Raw genomic sequence first — 18,619 nt, 5'->3', positions numbered from 1 at the left:
CCTGAACAGTGCGTGCACGCGCACTATGTTAATGCGTGACTTGCTTTCAAAAATAGGGCGCTATTATACATTTGTCAGCGACGAAGTCTTGGTTTGCATAATAATTGCTGACTCTCGCTGCGTGGAATCGCCAATACCCGGGTAATAATTTTTGCGAAGGGCAATATTTGCAAACCCCAATTTTTTATAAAGCGCAACGGCGGGCTCGTTCCCTTCCCTCACTTCCAGTAAAACAGAACAGCCTTCGTCTTTTCCCTGCATAATGAATGTTAACAGCGCCTGAGCGATGCCCTGTCGCTTGTACTGTTCACAAACGGCAATATCCATGATAGTGATTTCGTCAAGCACAGTCAGCGTATTGATATAACCGAGTACGTCGTTATTGTGCTTTGCAGCAATCAGGCGATACGGTGAAGTAACCTGGTCATAAAATACAGCCTGTGACCATGGGTTGGGCTGAGAAACGCAATGGATTTGAAAACACGCAAAAATATCACGTTCATCATCGGGGCCGAGTTCGTGAAGCTTCATCTTTTACGAGCTTAGTTTTACTATCTCTTTCCAAAGCATACGTTTTTCTTGTGCGGTATATGCTTTGGTTTGCAGGGGTAGGCTAACTGAATTGCCTTTTATAGCGATTGGACAAGACTCATCCAGTACCCACTGAACATCGGTCGTTTTCAGTAATTCCATGGATACTAAAATGTATTCAAGATCTTTTAAGAAAAACGACTTGTCTAAAGTTACTGGCTTGTTCTGCACATGCACGGATTTGAGTTTCTCAATGTGAGAAAGTGACGCTTCTTGTTTACTTACTGCCTTTTGTGAGAAAGACTCGGGATGAGTGTCTTGACTATCTTCTGGTATCTGTGGTCTAAGTATGGGAATTCCCATTTCCTGTAAGATTGCCTGTTGATACTTGTTGAGCATGCTAAATTGTGGTGTTTGTACTTGCGAATAGTATAACCGCTAGTCGGATTAAGATCACCGCCTAAAGGTTGTAGGCTGCTAGAAAGAGCTGGTAGTACTACAAATCAAGCATCCTTGGATTCAACTGCAATGCATGTTCGTATTTAAAGTATGGTCATGAGGGAAGTGCGTTGGCAGGGGTGGAGGGACTCGAACCCCCAACCATCGGTTTTGGAGACCGCTGTTCTACCAATTCGAACTACACCCCTAACGCGGAAGAGCATTATACGTATGGAATTATAAAGGTAAAGTACTTTGTAACGAACCCAGTAATTCGTTTCTTGCCGCCTCCCACAAACGGCTCGTAAAATACACAGCGGGCTCAAAATCAGCAATCATTTTTAAAACGTATTGCCCTGAGAGACCATTTAATTTGGCGTATTTTTGCGCAACCACAATTTGTTGTTGACGACTTAGTGCGTTGGCACTGACTGCCGCAGCAATATCAAAATAACGGTTACCTATTGCGCCATACTCCCAGTCTAAAATGGCCCCCGCTTCATCTGTGGCAACGTGAGCCATTGATAAATCGTGGTGACAAAGCACGCTGTATGCTCTGTCTGCATGACAATTAAGTAGGGGTTGAAGTGCATTAAATGTGTGCATCACCTTACTATTATTACGGAGGTTTGCCAGGTCAATGTAATGTAGCCACTCTGCTTTTAAATCGAGAGTAGGCACACACTGATCAATCGTTGTCGAATGTATTCGAGTTAAGGCTAGCGCCAATACATGCTCTACGGGATGTTTGTGTGCCCAATAGGGTAACTCAGACCACTGCTCTACCCAGATGCCCTTTTCTTGATCCAAAAAAAGGGGTTGTGGCGCAATGCCCTTGTTAGCGAGTATTTGTTGAAGAGCAAACTGTTCCTCGCGCGAATTCATAGAAAGATTAATACTTTGAATCAGTTTAACGGCAAAATGCCTGGCTCCGTCGGATAGGCGATAAACAGCGTGAGTCTGCTGATTATCAACAGACTCAAGCTTACAGTGAGCGGAAAGACTAAGTGGCTGAGAGAGCGTCTGTAGAAGCCAGCTCTCTTTTCCATTGCATGTAGCCATAAATGGAAAACCCTACGTAAAACACCATAAGTAGACTGGTCATAAGTAGCCCAGACTGCCAGTATAACCAGGCTGCCGCGCTATTGATCACCATCCAATAAAGCCAGTTTTCTATCTTTTTGTGCGTTACCATCAATGTCGTGATCATGCTCAAGATATGAATACTGGCGTCAAGCCACAGATAGTCATTGTTAAACTGTTCAGCAAAGATATGAGCCAAAGCAAAAGCTAGGCTCAATCCGCCCACGATAATCACGCCATGGATAAACAGTGACAAGCTTGTCACAGGCAGGGGTTTATCCACTGCATGCTTTCCTCGCCATTGCCAGAAGCCATATACGGCCATCAACATATAATAGGCGTTTAGCATAGACTGAAACGGCAGTGTGACCCGCCAAAAAAGGACCACGTAAATGCCTGTACTGATAAAAGCACATAGCCAGCAAAGCCAGTGCTGTTTGGCAGCGAGTACAACATACCCCACTGCCAATAATACAGCTACCCATTCGGCTGCGGATGTTGCAGCTATCTGGTCAAGTAACGTCATCAGTTGTTTTCAGCCCGAGCTTGCATGGCATCAAAGTTGAGGAATTTGGCGACAAAAATTGCCTGCCCGACCGACTCATGAGTCCGTTGCATTTCCTCGGCTAGTACTGACAATACCTTGCCGTAGTCGCCCGTCACATGTGTACTGGTTTGATTAGTCTGCACATCTATTTCCGAGTAACCGTTGAGCCTGTCTATAAAAGACTGGATCGGCTCGACGAACTGTTCTGCCAACGGATAAAGCGAAATTTCAACCATTACTTGCATACAGGAGACCTCAAAACTCGATACTTGCTGATACCCCAAAAATACGGGGTTCAGCTAGCTGATAATATGGCTCTGGCGCATAGCCATTACCAGGGTTGTTACCAAAGTCGTTACTAAAGAAAAAACCGCGCGTTTGTACATCTTCGTCAGTCAAATTTCTACCCCATACAGAAACCTGCCATTGATCAAATTGATAATTCAAGCGCATATTGACTAACTCATAGGCCTCTGATTTATCGTTGTGAGTATTAGAAAAGAAATAATCATCTTTACCCTCAACTTCAACGTTCAACCAAAGGCGCTCGAAAAAGTAAATATTGCTACCGAATGCAAATTGATATCTGGGCGCCTGAGCGATATCGCGTCCATTCATGTCAAACGCCACACCGGTAGATTGAGCATCAACGTGGGCAAAGCTGGAGAATTCACCGAACTCGGCATTCAACCAACCAACACTAGCATAAAGTTCTACATTATCTGCAGCACGGAGCACACTTTCAATTTCAACACCATGTGCCTTTGCGGGCGCATTGCCCAAATACTCATCAAAACTGAAATCTTCCGGATTAAAAATAGATTGACCAACCTGGGCATCTTTTCTGTCCTGATAGAAGGCCGAAATCTGTGACGTCAACGCGCCATCAAACCACGCTCCTTTTACCCCCACTTCAGCATTCAGAAGGGTTTCTGTTTCAAAAGTAAAGGTACTTTCAGGGATTGCGTCATTCAACGCGGCGGCTGAAATTATTTGACCGTTCACGCCACCAGACTTGTAACCTCTTGACACCAAGCCATACACTAATACATCGGGATTAGCTCTGTATTCAAGCACTAGCTTCCCTCCCCATGCATTTTCAGACGTGTCCCGTGCTACACCAACGCTGTCTGCATAGTCTGCTTTTCTGCGCTCCAGACGCAGCCCCGTTGTCACGGTAAAGCGCTCTGATAAGTGATGCGATACCTGGCCGTACAATGCAAGGTTTTCTGTATCAAACTGGTTAGAAAAGCCGCCGTCAAATTGTAAGTCTGCAAAACGTATTCTAAGCAGGTCTTCGTTGTCTTCGCGGTAATAAACACCCAGCACCCAGTCAATGTTGTCGCCAAAAAGTGTTGCAGTTTCTGAAGATATCAGGCGAACATCGGCGGTCAGGTTGTTTCTGTCGCGCTGATAGCTGTCAGCAGAACTGTAAGGAAAAAGATCAGCAGAGAACTCACCGGTGTTGCTCCAGTCTTCGTCGAAACTATACTCAGAGTCTGTGTTGGCGAAACTGACTAACGCTTCCACAGAAAATGCACTCGGTGCAGTGTAAGTGACTGTTGTTGCCGCTGCTTTAGAGCGCTGCTTGTCTGTACCTGGCTGATCGGAAGTTGTAACGCGGGTATTGCGTAATGAAAAGGCATCGTAACCATTGTCAGCATCCAAATAGAAAGCCACTAACTCCACGCTCAAATCGTCAGCGGCAAGGATATTCAACTTCCCTCTGAATGTTGTTTCATCTATATCGTTGGTATCGTCTCTACCCAAAAATGTATTTTGAATAAACCCATCACTCTTTTGTTTGCGCGCCGCAACCCGATAGCCAAGATTTTCATTTACTGCAGCACTGTTGACTAGGTCAATCACCTGGCCACCATATTGCGATAACTCAATGCCCAGTTGAGAATACATGTCAGCGGAAGGTTCATTACTCTTCAGACTAATTAGGCCGGCCAGTGCGTTTGCTCCGTACAAAGTACCTTGAGGGCCTCGAAACACTTCTACTTGCTGAATATCCAGTGTACTGGCCGCTAATCCCAAGCCGGTGAAGTCAATACCATCGATAATAAGGCCTACTGATGGATTAACAGGGTCAATAAACTGTGAGCGCTCACCGATACCGCGAATTTGGAAAAAGCGTCCTCTTGACGCACCCTCAGAATAATTCACATTTGGAGCCAGGTTTAATACCTGTTGAAGATGATTGGCCTGACGGCGTTCTAATACTGATTGGTCAAAAACACTGACACTGTTAGCAACATCAGATAGCGCACTGTCACGAAAATCGGCCGTGACTATGATCCGCTCTACATCAGCTTGCTCGTCAACAGTTTCGGCTTGTGCAAAACCAACAGATAAGGGGAATAACGCACTTACAACGGCGTTTTTTATAAATGGTTTGTTCATAGAGTCTCTTTTTTTGAAAACAAAAAAATTGACCCGTCAAATTACGGCAGGAAATCGGTCCTTCGCACCATCCCTACGCCGGTATTATCCGGATCAGGTTTAAGGGTTTCCATTTATTGGATCTCAGCCAAAACTGTCAGTTTCAGCACCCCTTGGTAATGAGAGGCAGAGTCTAGCAAGTTACTTGATGAGGTCAAGCCTTAATCTTGCATTAAGTTAAGTGTTCTCAACTCTCTATCCGTTTGTTCTTTTAGCAAAGATTCAGTCTTTCCATGCGCCACGGGCAAGCGTGTATCAGGATCGACTTTTACAAACACGATATCGTCAGCCAGACATATTGTTTTCTTAGTGGCCTTATTTCTGACCAGACACGTTACAGTAATAGAAGTTCGACCTACCCGTTTAGTCGCTAGACCAAACTCTACAATATCTCCTTGCGTCGCCGGAGAATCAAAACTAATTTCGCCAATATGTTTCGTTACCAGACAATTTGTTTCGAGTTGGCAAATGGCATAAATCGCTGCCTCTTCATCAATCCACTCGAGAGCTCTTCCGCCAAAAAGTGAATTGGCATAGTTAAGATCATTTGGCATAACCAAACGACGAGATAAAAAACGCATTCGAATTCCTTCAGGTTAATCGCTACCATAGCAAAGTTGTTATTAATTATAGGTGATTTTTGCCTTGAACCCTTTAGAAACTTGGCTTACCCAGCGCATAAGCGCAAATTCTCACCGCCAATTGCTCCTTTTAAGCGGAGACAAAGCGTGGAGCCACAATATGGCGTTAATGCTTTGCTCCCTTTTTGGTCAAAAACATCTGTGGCTGGGCGATGATGACTTTTTTACGTCTCGAGGTTACCCTGTTAAACAATACCAAAAATGCTTAGGTGTCGAATGTGATATCGCCATTTATGACGGTCAGAGTTATTTTAATGCCAGTGCATTTCTCGCGCTGTCAGGTACCGTAAGACGCCATGGGCTTCTCGTATTGTGCGTACCGCACTTGTCGGAGTGGTCTGGCCATCATGCAAGAACCGAACAACGATTAGTGAGTTATGGCAGTACGTTAACAGAAAGCCAATTTATAAAAAGGTGGATAGCAGAACTTTCACGGTCTGAAGGTGTTGCCATATACCCCCAAGGGTCCGAGCACCTAGCCACGTTACCCATAACCGGTTATCCATTCTCCGAAGACCAAACGCTTAAAGAGGCCTGTTTCGCATCCGCTGATCAGGCAAGGCTTTACAATCTAATCATTGCATCTGATCACGGCTGTCATGTCATCACTGCAAGACGGGGACGGGGTAAATCTGCATTGATGGGCTTGATTGCCAGCTTCTATGCAAAAAAAGGCAGGCACATCACACTTTGTAGCCCACTTAAAGGCGGCTGCGACACCCTATTAAAATATTACAATGGTCCTGACCACGCGATTCAATGGGTACCCCCTGATTCTCCGCGTCTTTCCGATTCGCTTGATGTATTGATAATTGACGAAATTGCCAGCCTCCCCGTGCCAACCAGTCTCAGAATTAGCCAACAAGCGGCTTTGTTTTTAGTTGGCACAACAGTAGAAGGTTACGAGGGTACCGGTAAGGGTTTTACTAATAAGCTGTTACCTAAGCTAAAAGAAATTCGACCAAAACTTCAGGTGTATAAAATGGAAACGCCTGTCCGCTATTACCCCTCGGACAGTTTAGAGCAGCACCTTACAGATATATTCATGCTTAAGAGCCCACCTGGAATACCCTGTCCAGGCATAGTAAACATCAACAACGTTTACACACGTATACTGAAACAGGATTCGCTGATTAACAGCGCTGATCTGCCAGATATCATCGGTATTTTAACGGATGCGCATTACAAGACGAGCCCAGAAGACACTATGCGTATTCTGGACATGCCAGATACATTGTTGCTCGTGTCATACTTCCAGGATAAACCAATTGCTGCAGCGGTTATTATTGTCGAAGGCGGCCAGCTATTACGCACGCTATCCCACGACATTGCCTGTGGAGAAAGACGGCTAAAAGGGCATTTGTTGCCTCAATCCATGGCATTACTCTTAAGTGAGCCCGAAGCAGCTACCCTAACATGTTGGCGTATAAACAGGATTGCAGTCTCTCCAAAATGGCAAAATCAAGGCATTGGTTCGTTATTACTGCGCGATATCGAAGGATTAGCGCGACAGCGACACATTGAAATACTAGGCACTGCATTTGGCTATACAGCTGCGTTATCTTCATTTTGGGAAAAGGCTCGCTATAAACCAATTCGATTGGGTCAAAAAACAGACGCCGCTAGTGGTGAAAAAAGTACTACCTGCATCAAGGCGTTAAGTCCTAATAGGCGGAATATTCAGTCAAAACTTGAGGCTGTATTTGCAAGCGAAATGTCAGCTTCTTTTGACCATATATCTACCGAGGTTATCGCAGTATACCAGGCCAGAATTCTCGACTATATCAATGGTACACGCTCGTTACACCATCTTGGCAAGGCCCCTGAGTGGTACATCCATGTATTAAAGAAACAAGGCAAATTCATCAATTCGTTGCTTAGCGCTCTCTGGTGTGAAAAATGCGAAGAAATAGAATTGATTAAGCGGTTTAAGTACAAAGGAAGAAAGGAACTCTTTGCCAAAGTAAAACAAGCTTTTGAAATACTCTACTGGCAACATAAACTCTGAGTAATAAAAAAGGCTCCTGAGGGGAGCCTTTTTCAATATAGACACTTATTAAAGACTTATGCCTCTATTTTTAGCTTTAGTCTCGATATAAGGGATCCACGCATTGGCGTTTCTTCTAACACTTGGGTCCTTCCTGGCCTCTTTGGCGTGCACGTGGGCAGCCTTAAAGTTTCCACTGTGGAAGTTAGCTTCCATAAGTGTGTAATGAATACCACCTACGTCCTCAGCGCCCCGGTCGAGTGCTTGGCCTAGCGCAGTGATAGCACCACGGTAGTCCTGAGCTATTAACAACAATGTGCCTTGTTCTTCAAAGTGTTTAGGGTCTGAACTGAGCTTCGCAGCCTCACCCCAATACTTAGCAGCCGTCTTGAACTCTCTGGCTTGATGATACGATTTGGCAACAGATGTCAGCATATCTGCATCACGCTGGAGTAACTCACCCAGATGCTTTTCTTTTAAGCGAGCAGCCCTCTCAGGAGCACCAGTTGCAGCATAAAGTTGTGCTAACAACTTAATTTGCGATTCTTTATCTAAAAAGCCTTGCAAATAAGCAGCGTCCATAACGGACAAAGCGCGGTCGTAGTCTTCTATCTGAAGATAAAAACTACCTAGCTGGGTCCACCACTGCTTGTTTTCAGGAAAAAGTACAACGAGCTGTTCACCGATATCAACCATCTCATTGATCATCTTGCGCTCAAAGTAAGATGACAATTTTAGAATATAGGGGTTTTTGTTCGGTTCTTCGTACAGTTCGATAGCTTTATCAGCAGGCTCGATCATCTCAGCGTATTGTTTAAGCTCCATATGAGCTTGGGCGATACGCGTGTACACTTCTGCATCTTCTTTACACGTAAAGTCCATCCACTTTTTAAAGAAGCCGATAGCACTTTCGTATTTTTTCTCTTGCATTCCAAGCTGCCCAAGCAACTTAAGTGTATTGGCGTGATCAGAATCGTTGAGCTGCTTTTCCTTAACGGCACGCTCGAGGTAGGTAAAGGCTTCAGCCGCTCTACCGTCGATACCTATCATCATCTTACCAATGAAGTTGTCGACAAACGCGCGATCGAAACTGTCTTTTGCCTCGATGTCTAACAGAATATCAATAGCGCCTGCCACATCGTCTTCGTTATAGGCTTCAAAAGCGTTTTGCACTTTTTTACCTACACGCTGACCCGGTAGACCCGATTTACCCTTTACGTAACCAGGACAAATGACAGGACCGGTTGGCTGCGTGGCTCCAGCTTGTTGCTGCGCCATGGTGTTACCAGACAACACGGCGGTGCTAAGCCCGATAGCTAAAGAAACAGACCTTACTACTTTAAACTTTTTCATATTTATTGCTCCAGCTTAAAGTCCAACTGAACGGTTTGCGCGAATTGCTTCACTGCCTTACCACCTTCAATTTTTGGCTTGTACTTCCATTTCGCAAGCGCGCGTCTTGCTTCTCTGTCAAATACCCGCTTAGGATCAGCGTCGATAACTTTAATGTCTTCAACGCCACCTTGTTCATTTATGGTAAATGACAACCTCACCCAGCCCTCTTTGCCATCACGGGCGGCCTGAGGGGGATACTTGGGTTCGATACGAACGATAGGTGTTGCTTCACCGTCCTGCCTCATGGCTCCTACACCACCAATATCTACGCCCATATTCCCAGTGCCTATATCTGGAACACTCAAGCTAAAGCCAACATTGTCTGGCTCAGCCACATCAGGTTCAGTAGGCTGAACTTTTGGCGGTTGCTGAGGTGGCGGCGGCGGCGGTGGAGGCACACGTGTACGCGTTTGCGTATCATCGTCCGGCTCGCTCATCACAATGTCGATCACTGGCACTTCAGGAATTTCGTCAGCAGGCCGATTTGAGTTTTCAATGAGCTTTGCCATTAATACAAACAAACCGAATGCTATCGCAGCGCCAATGAGAATAGAAAATATAAATCTCATTACTAACTACCCTCTTGCTGCTACAGAAATACGCTGAACGCCTGAATCTTTCACCTGATCCATTACTTCAACCACCAAGCCATGTTTAGCCTTTATATCAGCCTGAATGATTACATAATCAGTAGGCTGCTCGGTAAGCAAACGTTCAATATTCGCTCTGACACTGTCCGGAGATACTTCACGTTTGTCCAGCCACACACTTCCATCCTCAGTAATCGCGATGAAAATGTTGGCATTTTTATGAAGTACCGCGCGGCTCGCATCAGGCTTATTAACCTCTATCCCTGCTTCTTTTACGAAAACAGTAGTGACGATGAAGAAGATAAGCATAATAAATACGATGTCCAGCATGGGCGTCATATCAATTGCAGCATCTTCTTCTTCGGTTCTGACTTTTCGAGCCATAATTTCTCTCTCTAGTGATGAGGCAAGCTATCAACTAGCTTTTCACGCGCTATCTTTGCCTTCGCCTCTAAACGAGAACTCACAAAAAGGCCTGACAACGCTGCAACCATCCCCGCCATAGTGGGAATTGTTGCCATAGAAATACCCGAGGCCATTAGTCTAGCGTTACTTGTGCCTTGAGTTGCCATCGTTTCGAATACGTTAATCATCCCGGTAACCGTTCCTAGTAGCCCTATTAAAGGACACATAGCTACCAATGTTCTGATAATTAGCATTCTTGCATTCAGATCATCTGACGCTTGAGAAATCCATGCATCACGGATTCTATGCGCATACCATGAAGTAGTATCTTGTCTTGCATCCCACTTGGCGATGATGTCTTTTCTCACCTTGGGAAATACTGACGTTAGATACCAATAGCGCTCAATCATTAATACCCACATTAAGAAGAGCGCGGCAGCAACGAAGTACAATACGTCGCCACCGGTTGCGATAAAGTCCCTGACAGATTCCCATAATCCAATCAGGCTAGTCATCTTATGCGTTCTCCGACTCTGCGTGAGTTGCAATGATACCAGCAGTTTGCTCGTCTAATACGTGAACAATGTTTTTGCTCTTAGACGCTACAATGCTGTGCGTCAAAATAAGTGGTAATGCTGCGATGATACCCTGGGCAGTTGTTACCAATGCCATAGAGATACTGCCTGCCATCATTCTTGGGTCACCCGTACCAAATAGCGTAATGGTCTGGAAAGTTTCAATCATACCCAAAACTGTACCCAATAGACCTAGCAACGGTGCAATGGCAGCAAAAATCTTGATTACATTGATGCCACTTTCGATCCGTGGAAGTTCACGCAAAATAGCCTCGTCAAGCTTAAGCTCAAGGTTTTCAGCGTCTGCAGTTTTGTTCTCTTGGTAAACCTTTAGAATACGACCCAGTGGGTTTTTGTCAGAAGGACTACCTGTATTTTTAAGCTGAGACTTAATCTTCCCGCCAACCGCAGATAGAGTAATCAGTTTATACAATCCGATTAGTAGGCCAATGGCTAACATCGCAGTGATGGTGTAACCAACCGGGCCACCGGCGTGGTAACGCTCAGACATAGTAGCTTTTTGCTTAAGCAAACCAAGGATTTGTCCACGTGAAGGGTCGGCATAAAAAGGTACAACGCCGCTAGTCGCACTGCGCAAATCACTTGCACTCGCAACTAAGTAACCATCAGGCTGTCTGCCAAGTGGCTGAACTGCCTTATTTTCTTCGTCGTAAGCCAAGTAACCTTCTTCACCGATTAGGTTAAAAGTACCAACACGCACGATTTCTTGCGTTGTTGTTCCGCCATCAAGGCTAACCACTTCTGTGGTGAAGCGTGAAACCTGACCTGATTCAGTCATTTCAGTTTGTAGTGCAAACCATAGGTCTTCAAGTTCCTGAATATTAGGTAGACCTTTTGATTCAGAAGACATTTGCTCAAGGAACTCACCACGGCCAGGGAATTCAGCACTCACTATAGAGGTTGAAATACGGCCAAATGCTTCAGAAGAAGCCTGACGAACCACACCAAACATTTCACCCAGTGTTCCAGTCGCTTGGTCTAGCTCAGCCGCTTTTTCGTTTAGCGTAGTCTCATTTTGAGAGAATTGAGCCTGTAAACGTTCACCGCGTTCTTCCTCGGCTTTCAACTCTGCCTGAGCCTGACGAAGTAAAGCTTGCTTGTCTGCACGTGCTGAACGGAACTCAGCTTCACGTTGTTCGTTGATGCGCGCCTCAGAAACGCGATTCTTTTTGACTTGCTCGAGTAGCTCTTCAAGCGTGTTTGCTTGTTGCGCTACCGCACCTGTAGAGGCAACTGCTAGCGTTGCAGCAGCTACTAATGATTTGATTGCTAGTTTCATTAATTATTACTCCGCTGCAGCAATAGGTAGTTTAATTAGGTCGGCAGGAATTTGGCCATTGGCAATTTTCACTGCATCTACAACTGATGAAAGGTATTCATCACCTAGTGGCTGATAAGTGCGAGTAGCTTTATCAAAAACCCACGCAGACGACTGATCTAATGAAAGCGCTAGCAAGGCTGTGCGGCCTAGGTTAAAGAAGTCAACTGTCACTTCAGTGCCGTTAGCTTCGATTGAACCCTGATAAGAGTCGATTTTCGTGCCGTATTCATTTTCTATCAGATACGCTTCGATAACCTGGCGGAACTGCTCAGAAACGGTAACCTCAGAATTAGCCATAAGATCACGTAGGCGGTCGACACGCGCTTTACGCTCTTCCAAGTTAATCGGGATATCTAGCTCGATAAATTGTTCAAGGCTATCGATCATGCGGAACATAAGTGGAACGATACCCTGTTTTGTCGCTTCAATACTGTCAATTTGACGCTGTAGAGAATCGATTCCGCGCTGCTGGTCAGCAACCAGGCTCGCTAGATAGTCATTGTAAATCTTTAGATTTTCAGACTGATCAACTACCGCACGATACTCAACCAATAAATCTTGTGACTGTTCAAACAATGCGTTCACTTTTTCTTGTGAGCTCACTGCAGCTTTTTGAATTCTGGCCTGTTCTTTATGAAGCTCATTTAGCTCCTCTAAAGATGCAACCGCGCTACCTGAAAAGGCGAAGACGCCAGCAACGGTAGAAGCAATAAGAGTTCTTTTGCTCATTTTGGACATAGTTCCCAACCAATTTCTATTTAGAATCCTCGCCGACTCAAAGGGTTCCGGCGCAGGGGCTTTGTTAAAGCTTTACTAATGTTCTAGTTTATGATTACAGAAAACAGTAACAAACTGTTTCTATCAGCCTAGTATAGTCACATGTTTGTCAGCCGGTCGTCAAGCAACACACCCTTAACAAAGGTTACAATCCTGTCAAATTTACTGTCACTCGTCGCATTTTGATTATTAATCGCTCAACAAGGCACCAGAACTCGGGGTTCCACCCTGTTTATATGGCTATTTTTCAACCATTATTGACAACCATAATTCTTTTTTACCGTGTTAATGGTGTGTAATTTTATCTATGAAAGTTCCTTTATTTTCGTGCCTCCAGTAAATACAACGCTCACTGCGCCTAGATGAATACGCTAACAAAGGCAGGTCAGCGAGACTTTAACTTGCATGTTCGTTCAGTTTGCTCAATGCTTATGCTAATAACGCAAAGGGTAAGGTATCAGAATGAAGCTTGATGACGATATTCACAATTATTACGAACACTTAGTAGTAGAATACATTTCGGAACTGGGTTTAGACAAAAACAAATCACCTGACTATCTGGCGGATCTATGCTGTTTGACACTGAATCAAGTGCCGCCAAGGTACATTCGGTATGAGGTCGATATGGCATTTTATTTGCCACAAACCGAGCGCTTACAAATGAAAATGAATGTTGAACAAGCCGTCACTAAGTCGATTCATTATTTAGACCAAGCGGCCGCGAACAAAAAAGAAGCCTGATAATTAAACAGTGAGAAATTGGGTGGCAGACCTTCAGCCGCATCCCGGCACATGAGTCGCTTGCTGCGGCTGCTCCCTTCCGGGCCTGACCGGGTTCACAAACTATCATTGCGAGAGGACCAAAGGCCCACCATTGAAATCGCATTTTTGCGAGGCGACGCATTATCTACATAGACGTGCGCCGATGCAAGTGCTTTTGCCGACTATTTAGAAAACCGCTCTTCAGCCATATTATTAGCAACAATATTCGTTGCCTGCTGTTCACGGTCTGAGCGGTTAAAGATAGCCGTTAGTGTATCGCCAATCTTTTCAATGTGACTACGTAACGCATCATCGGAACTTTCCATACGCTGATGATGGATATCAATGATGCCACCTGCATTGAGTACGTAATCTGGCGCGTAAAGAATACCTGCTTGTTGGCAAAGCTTTCCAATTCGCTCTTCAGACAATTGATTGTTGGCCGCACCCGCAATAACTCTGGCCTTCATTTCAGCCAGCGTTTTTTCATTGATAATGGCGCCCATTGCACAAGGCGCAACTACGTCTACGTCTGCGCTAAGTATTTGATCTGGTGATACTACTTTGGCGTTGAACTGCTTTTCGGCTTGTTCGACATTTTCCGGGAATATGTCACTGACAACAAGTTCAGCTCCCGCTTCGTGCAGGTGTCTGGCCAACCGCAGACCTACATGACCCACACCCTGTATAGCGACTCTCACACCTTGCAGATCCGATTTGAGTTTTGATTCTACAGCCGCTTTCAATCCTACGAATGTACCGTAAGCAGTGGACGGTGCCGGATTACCGTCAGCAACCTCACCTCTTACATGGTATTTGGCTTGGGTCCCTGCAATATACTGTGACTCTTCAGCCATATATTGTAGGTCCTGCACACTGATACCAGAATCTTCTGCAGTATAGTAAGCTCCGCCAAATGTATCGACAAAACGCCCCATCGCTTTCATCATATTCATGGACTTATCCGCTCGGGGATTGCCTATAATAACCGATTTACCGCCACCAAGCGGCACCTCTGCCATTGCAGCTTTGTAGGTCATCCCTTTTGACAACCTCAGAACATCAGTCAATGCTTCTTCGCTGTTCGCATAAGGCCACATTCTGCAGCCACCCAATGCCGGTCCCAGATTGGTATTATGTACAGCAATAATCGCTTTTAGACCTGCGTCTTTATCGTGATAAAAAGAGACGTGTTCATGGTTATCAAATTCAGGATGTTCAAACAAAGCCATATCGCTTCCCGTGCAGAGTATTATTAATTATTAGACGTATGATGGTAATGCATAGACGGGAGGACAGACTTGGCTTTTTCTTTACCTGCACTTTTGCCATCTGAAATGCTAGGTTTATTCAGTGGGCAGTGTTAGGATATACATCCTAAAGTATCTACAATAATTATGATAAATGAAACTTGATAAATTTGACCGCGAAATTCTGCGCGAACTACAGAAAGACGCCACCGTTTCGATGGCTGAACTCAGCCAACGTGTAGGCCTGTCGCATACGCCTTGCTGGCGTCGGGTGAAACGCATGGAAGCTGATGGCATCATCAAACAAAAGGTTACCCTGTTAGATAACAAAAAGTTAAATTTGGGTGTGTCTGTATTTATCTATGTAACACTCAAAAACCACGACGGTGATTCGTTAACTGATTTTGAAAATGCCGTTCAGTCAATTGAAGAAATCGTAGAGTGTCACACAACCAGTGGCGACAAAGACTATTTACTCAAAGTAATTGTCGCCAGCATAGAAGAATACGAGCATCTGCTAAAGAGTAAACTCACCCATTTGCCTTTGGTTGATCATCTAAGCTCAACCTTTGCACTGAAACAGGTGAAAAATACCACTGCGTTACCCATAAAAAGTCAATAATACCTCTAAATAGCATCAGACTGAGCTTCAGGCGCAGCCTTTTGAAAGGCATCTAACGCCTGACAGTTGTCGTAAATTTTGCTAATCAGCGGGTACATTGTCATGTCTACGCCGAACCGCTTGGCATTATAAACCTGTGGGACGAGACAAACATCTGCCAAGCTGACATTAAAATCAAAACAAAACTTACCCGCTTGTGTCTGTAGCCGCTTCTCAATGCTGTCAAAGCCTTTAACGACCCACTTTTGCGCCCAACGCTTAACATCATCATCGTTCGCTTGGAATCCGTCTCTCAGAGCGTTAAGCACACGCAGGTTCACAATGGGTTGCATATCGCACGCTATATCCTGTGCCAAAGCTCTTACTCTGGCCCGTTCAACCCTGTGAGAGGGTATCAAGGGACAAATATCAGGAACTGTCTCATCTAAATACTCAATAATACTGAGCGACTGATTGAGCATCACATCTTCGGCTTCATTTATTAATGTTGGGACTAACTGAGCGGGGTTCAGTGCTGTATAGTCTGCAGAGTATTGTTCCCCTCCCTCTTTCACTAAATGAACTGGCACATATCTATAGGGGATCTGTTTTAGGTTTAGCGCAATTCGCACACGATAGGTCGCTGAAGAACGCCAGTAACCATGTAAAATATAGTCCATCTTCATATCCGTCTTTTGTTGTTATTGTTCGCAACGGAAAAACATCTGAAACCCGAATCCAATTCTAGCTGGCTAAATTTTCACGGTTCCTTTGTTTATACCGTATTCGCGAAGTTTATTTGCGATTGCAGTATGACTCAGACCAAGCTTTTTTGCCAACTGGCGCGTGCTCGGATAAGACGGATACAAGCGTCTTAACAAATCCTTCTCGAATTTTTTCACTTCTTGGTCAAGTGTGCCCTCAAAGTTTTCGTCAATGTAGGTGACAGTCGGTGCGCAACTTGGTAGCTGGACATCTTCCTTTGTAATCTCGTGACCATCAACCAAGGACACTGCTCGGTAAAGTGCATTTTCCAACTGTCTAACGTTGCCAGGCCAAGGATATTGCTGCAAAAAGTCAACGCACGATTTGCTCAGCTTAGCTGGGCGCTTACCCAATTTTGTACTGTGTTGCGCAATAAATGTCTCCGCTAGGGCCACAATATCGGGCTTACGTTCCCGCAACGATGGCATGACCAGACTTAACACATTGAGGCGATAGTATAGTGCTTTGGAGAACCGTCCCTCTTCGACCATCAGGCCCAAATCTTTTGCCGTAGTACAGATGATCCGGACATCGAGTTCAGTGGCTTCTTCACTACCGGTCCGGGTATACTCTCCATGCTCAAGTACCTTCAATAACACCTGTTGAAAATGTTCAGACATGTCGCCAATCTCATCAAGTAGCAATGTCCCACCCTGAACGCGTTCTAGCATGCCTTTTTCATTGCCTTTAGCCGAACCATCGGCTTCCGTTTGACCGAATAGTTCTGCTTCAACTATGTCGTCCGTGAATGAAATGCACTTTATTGATTCAAGTGGTGCATCCGCGCGCCTGCTGGCTTGCTGACACGCTTGTGCGAACAGTTCTTTACCTGTTCCGGTCTCACCAAAAATCAAAATGGGCGCTTCAAGATCAACAATCTGTTTTGCTTCTTTGACCAGTTTTTTCATGGACGTAGATTGTGCGACTAATAAATCAAAGCTGTCACTAGAGGGTCGATGGAATGCGTTTACTTGTTGTCCGATACGTAATTCGGACTTAAGCATGATAACCCCGCCCGCCAGAATTGGGTTGCTCTGACCATCCGGCACAGTTACTGGCAGAATGTCTGCCAAATAATCTTGCTGAATGAACTTAACCCTCGTTGACTGTGGTAAGACTTCTTTTCCGTCCAACCAGCGGGTAAAGCTGAAACCCGTCACCAAGTCTGCGATCTCAGTTCCGATGAGATCAGCTTGACGCAGTTCTAATGATGCTTCTGCTGCATTATTACAAGAGATCAGATTGCCTTTAGTGTCTATGGCAAAAACCGGATCAGGCAATGTTTGCAAAATTGCGGAAAGTTGATGTCGCGCCCGTTCTCCTGGCATAAATGCCGTGGTTTTAACGTCATCAATGCCGTCAATACGGCGAATTTTGGGCATTAAATCTTGGAACTCTGTAAAGTCCATTGTTGGAAAACTAAGATAAATTTTGCCTATTCCGTCAATCTCTATCCCTCTCAGGTCGATTTCGTGATCAACGAGAATATCCAAAATGTCTTGTGTAATACCTAAACGGTCCTGACAACTAATTTCCAAACGCATAATAATGATGATGCCTAAGTTCTTAAGAAAGCGTATAAAACACTAAATGTGACAAAACTTAAAACGAAATTTTTGTTTGGTAGGATCAGTGAGCAATGAACTTTTAACGTTTGCGAGTTCATTGTTAGCTAGAAGAGTCGTCGCGTTAGCGGTGGAGGGTAAAAACATAAAAGCGCCGCTATTTATTCATAGTTGACGCCTTTATGACTCGTATAGCTATAACTTATTAATTTCTCGCTTTAACTGAAACTCTTTAGAAGTAACGAAAGTTTCCATATCTCGCAATCTCTGTTCAGTTTGAGCGAAGCGGTCACATAAATCTCTAAAAGCCTGTTTAGGCGGTTCACCGGCCTGCCATACCTTAGTTTTAAGCTCGACAGTAGCATTGCTGCTTCCGGCAACCGAACTGTTTGTCCAACCTTTTCTACCATGTAAGGGCACTGAGTTCGTGTAGTCCGTTGCGGTAGAAGAAGGCTTGGTGTCCAGAATAAACCAACCAGCAATGTAACTGACTACGACAAATGGGGGAGCTAGCAAAAAGAAAGCCGTGACGGTTAATATTCTTACCAACCACACTTCCATGCCAAAGTAGTCAGCTAACCCCGAACATACACCGGCGATGCGTTTGTTTTCGGTATTTCTGTAAAGGGTTTTGCTCGGTTTCATGCTTTGCGTCTCCAGTCTGGTGCCTCTTCATCCAAGATAGCTTCTAGCGTTTGTATCCTATCGGCCATGACATCAGCTTTTACCGTTAATTCACGAAGGGTCGTGTGCTCTTCGGCGGTTAATCCCTGACTAACCTGTTTCTTACTTCGGTAGTGCAGAATTAACCAGATGGGCGCCACAAAAATCATAAACAGAATTAAGGGCACAACCATAAATCCGATTACGTCACTGTCCATCATATTCTCCTTACTCAGGGTGGCTCACAGAACGCT

At 44.8% G+C, this 18,619-nt stretch carries 21 protein-coding genes, 1 tRNA gene, 1 other RNA gene and 1 riboswitch; of the genes, 3 read left to right on the top strand and 20 right to left on the bottom strand.

The window, feature by feature from the left end:
- Positions 1–63: 63 nt before the first annotated feature.
- The 8 genes from rimI to DRW07_RS17210 form a co-directional block, all read right to left on the bottom strand.
- Positions 64–531 carry a ribosomal protein S18-alanine N-acetyltransferase gene (rimI, locus tag DRW07_RS17245; RefSeq protein WP_124029192.1) on the bottom strand — a complete coding sequence of 156 codons (468 nt, stop codon included), beginning with the start codon at positions 529–531 and terminating at the stop codon, positions 64–66.
- Positions 532–534: 3 nt separating this feature from the next.
- Positions 535–930, bottom strand: coding sequence for a hypothetical protein (locus DRW07_RS17240; RefSeq protein ID WP_124029191.1), 396 nt, complete (start codon positions 928–930; stop codon positions 535–537).
- Positions 931–1,101: 171 nt separating this feature from the next.
- Positions 1,102–1,178 (bottom strand) — tRNA-Trp (locus tag DRW07_RS17235).
- A gap of 28 nt (positions 1,179–1,206) precedes the next feature.
- On the bottom strand, positions 1,207–2,031 hold the full coding sequence (locus DRW07_RS17230) for a phosphotransferase (protein ID WP_124029190.1): 825 nt from the start codon (positions 2,029–2,031) through the stop codon (positions 1,207–1,209).
- Entirely contained in the window at positions 1,973–2,578 is a 606-nt protein-coding gene (pnuC, locus tag DRW07_RS17225) for a nicotinamide riboside transporter PnuC (protein WP_124029189.1), read from the bottom strand. Before pnuC ends, DRW07_RS17230 begins: the two co-directional genes overlap by 59 nt.
- Complete coding sequence (locus DRW07_RS17220; RefSeq protein ID WP_124029188.1) at positions 2,578–2,844, bottom strand: YkoF family thiamine/hydroxymethylpyrimidine-binding protein; 267 nt, start codon at positions 2,842–2,844, stop codon at positions 2,578–2,580. The genes pnuC and DRW07_RS17220 overlap by 1 nt, the downstream gene beginning before the upstream one ends.
- Positions 2,845–2,854: 10 nt before the next feature.
- Positions 2,855–5,008 (bottom strand): TonB-dependent receptor, encoded by a 2,154-nt coding sequence (locus DRW07_RS17215; protein WP_124029187.1) that lies wholly within the window; start codon positions 5,006–5,008, stop codon positions 2,855–2,857.
- A gap of 53 nt (positions 5,009–5,061) precedes the next feature.
- Positions 5,062–5,171: riboswitch (TPP riboswitch) on the bottom strand.
- A gap of 37 nt (positions 5,172–5,208) precedes the next feature.
- Positions 5,209–5,628 carry an acyl-CoA thioesterase gene (locus DRW07_RS17210; protein ID WP_124029186.1) on the bottom strand — a complete coding sequence of 140 codons (420 nt, stop codon included), beginning with the start codon at positions 5,626–5,628 and terminating at the stop codon, positions 5,209–5,211.
- Between the two features lie 52 nt (positions 5,629–5,680).
- Here DRW07_RS17210 and DRW07_RS17205 point away from each other — a divergent pair, with 52 nt between their 5' ends.
- Positions 5,681–7,696 carry a GNAT family N-acetyltransferase gene (locus DRW07_RS17205; protein WP_476692364.1) on the top strand — a complete coding sequence of 672 codons (2,016 nt, stop codon included), beginning with the start codon at positions 5,681–5,683 and terminating at the stop codon, positions 7,694–7,696.
- Between the two features lie 48 nt (positions 7,697–7,744).
- Here DRW07_RS17205 and DRW07_RS17200 read toward each other — a convergent pair whose 3' ends face one another.
- From DRW07_RS17200 to DRW07_RS17175, 6 genes are read right to left on the bottom strand one after another with little or no spacing between them, the layout of a single operon-like run.
- Complete coding sequence (locus tag DRW07_RS17200; protein ID WP_124029184.1) at positions 7,745–9,028, bottom strand: tetratricopeptide repeat protein; 1,284 nt, start codon at positions 9,026–9,028, stop codon at positions 7,745–7,747.
- Positions 9,029–9,030: 2 nt separating this feature from the next.
- Positions 9,031–9,639: an energy transducer TonB gene (locus DRW07_RS17195; protein WP_240630705.1), complete on the bottom strand. Its 609-nt coding sequence runs from the start codon at positions 9,637–9,639 to the stop codon at positions 9,031–9,033.
- A 6-nt stretch (positions 9,640–9,645) separates the two neighbouring features.
- Entirely contained in the window at positions 9,646–10,044 is a 399-nt protein-coding gene (locus DRW07_RS17190; RefSeq protein WP_124029183.1) for an ExbD/TolR family protein, read from the bottom strand.
- Between the two features lie 11 nt (positions 10,045–10,055).
- A complete protein-coding gene (locus tag DRW07_RS17185; RefSeq protein ID WP_124029182.1) occupies positions 10,056–10,580 on the bottom strand; it encodes a MotA/TolQ/ExbB proton channel family protein in 525 nt (174 codons plus the stop codon).
- A gap of 1 nt (position 10,581) precedes the next feature.
- Positions 10,582–11,940, bottom strand: a complete 1,359-nt coding sequence (locus DRW07_RS17180; protein ID WP_124029181.1) for a MotA/TolQ/ExbB proton channel family protein — start codon at positions 11,938–11,940, stop codon at positions 10,582–10,584.
- A 6-nt stretch (positions 11,941–11,946) separates the two neighbouring features.
- Positions 11,947–12,711: a DUF3450 domain-containing protein gene (locus DRW07_RS17175; RefSeq protein ID WP_124029180.1), complete on the bottom strand. Its 765-nt coding sequence runs from the start codon at positions 12,709–12,711 to the stop codon at positions 11,947–11,949.
- A gap of 510 nt (positions 12,712–13,221) precedes the next feature.
- Between DRW07_RS17175 and DRW07_RS17170 the strand changes: the two genes are divergently transcribed.
- Positions 13,222–13,500 carry a late competence development ComFB family protein gene (locus DRW07_RS17170; protein WP_124029179.1) on the top strand — a complete coding sequence of 93 codons (279 nt, stop codon included), beginning with the start codon at positions 13,222–13,224 and terminating at the stop codon, positions 13,498–13,500.
- Between the two features lie 28 nt (positions 13,501–13,528).
- On the opposite strand, the gene ffs is transcribed toward DRW07_RS17170, so the two are convergent.
- An RNA gene (ffs, locus tag DRW07_RS17165) (signal recognition particle sRNA small type) lies at positions 13,529–13,625 on the bottom strand.
- A gap of 78 nt (positions 13,626–13,703) precedes the next feature.
- Positions 13,704–14,753 (bottom strand): Glu/Leu/Phe/Val dehydrogenase dimerization domain-containing protein, encoded by a 1,050-nt coding sequence (locus tag DRW07_RS17160; protein ID WP_124029178.1) that lies wholly within the window; start codon positions 14,751–14,753, stop codon positions 13,704–13,706.
- A 172-nt stretch (positions 14,754–14,925) separates the two neighbouring features.
- Here DRW07_RS17160 and DRW07_RS17155 point away from each other — a divergent pair, with 172 nt between their 5' ends.
- Positions 14,926–15,393, top strand: coding sequence for an Lrp/AsnC family transcriptional regulator (locus tag DRW07_RS17155; protein WP_124029177.1), 468 nt, complete (start codon positions 14,926–14,928; stop codon positions 15,391–15,393).
- Between the two features lie 5 nt (positions 15,394–15,398).
- On the opposite strand, the gene maiA is transcribed toward DRW07_RS17155, so the two are convergent.
- The 4 genes from maiA to pspB form a co-directional block, all read right to left on the bottom strand.
- The gene (gene maiA, locus DRW07_RS17150; RefSeq protein WP_124029176.1) at positions 15,399–16,052 is read right to left on the bottom strand and encodes a maleylacetoacetate isomerase; all 654 of its coding nucleotides are present in this window, start codon (positions 16,050–16,052) and stop codon (positions 15,399–15,401) included.
- Positions 16,053–16,124: 72 nt separating this feature from the next.
- Positions 16,125–17,681, bottom strand: a complete 1,557-nt coding sequence (gene tyrR, locus DRW07_RS17145) for a transcriptional regulator TyrR (protein WP_124029175.1) — start codon at positions 17,679–17,681, stop codon at positions 16,125–16,127.
- A gap of 216 nt (positions 17,682–17,897) precedes the next feature.
- Positions 17,898–18,347, bottom strand: a complete 450-nt coding sequence (pspC, locus tag DRW07_RS17140) for an envelope stress response membrane protein PspC (RefSeq protein ID WP_124029174.1) — start codon at positions 18,345–18,347, stop codon at positions 17,898–17,900.
- Positions 18,344–18,586 (bottom strand): envelope stress response membrane protein PspB, encoded by a 243-nt coding sequence (pspB, locus tag DRW07_RS17135; RefSeq protein ID WP_124029173.1) that lies wholly within the window; start codon positions 18,584–18,586, stop codon positions 18,344–18,346. The genes pspC and pspB overlap by 4 nt, the downstream gene beginning before the upstream one ends.
- Positions 18,587–18,619: the final 33 nt, after the last annotated feature.

This window comes from Paralteromonas sediminis, from assembly GCF_003820355.1.
Taxonomy (GTDB): domain Bacteria; phylum Pseudomonadota; class Gammaproteobacteria; order Enterobacterales; family Alteromonadaceae; genus Alteromonas_F; species Alteromonas_F sediminis.
Note: the sequence above shows the minus strand (reverse complement) of the source record. Positions and strands in the feature narration are given on the sequence as shown.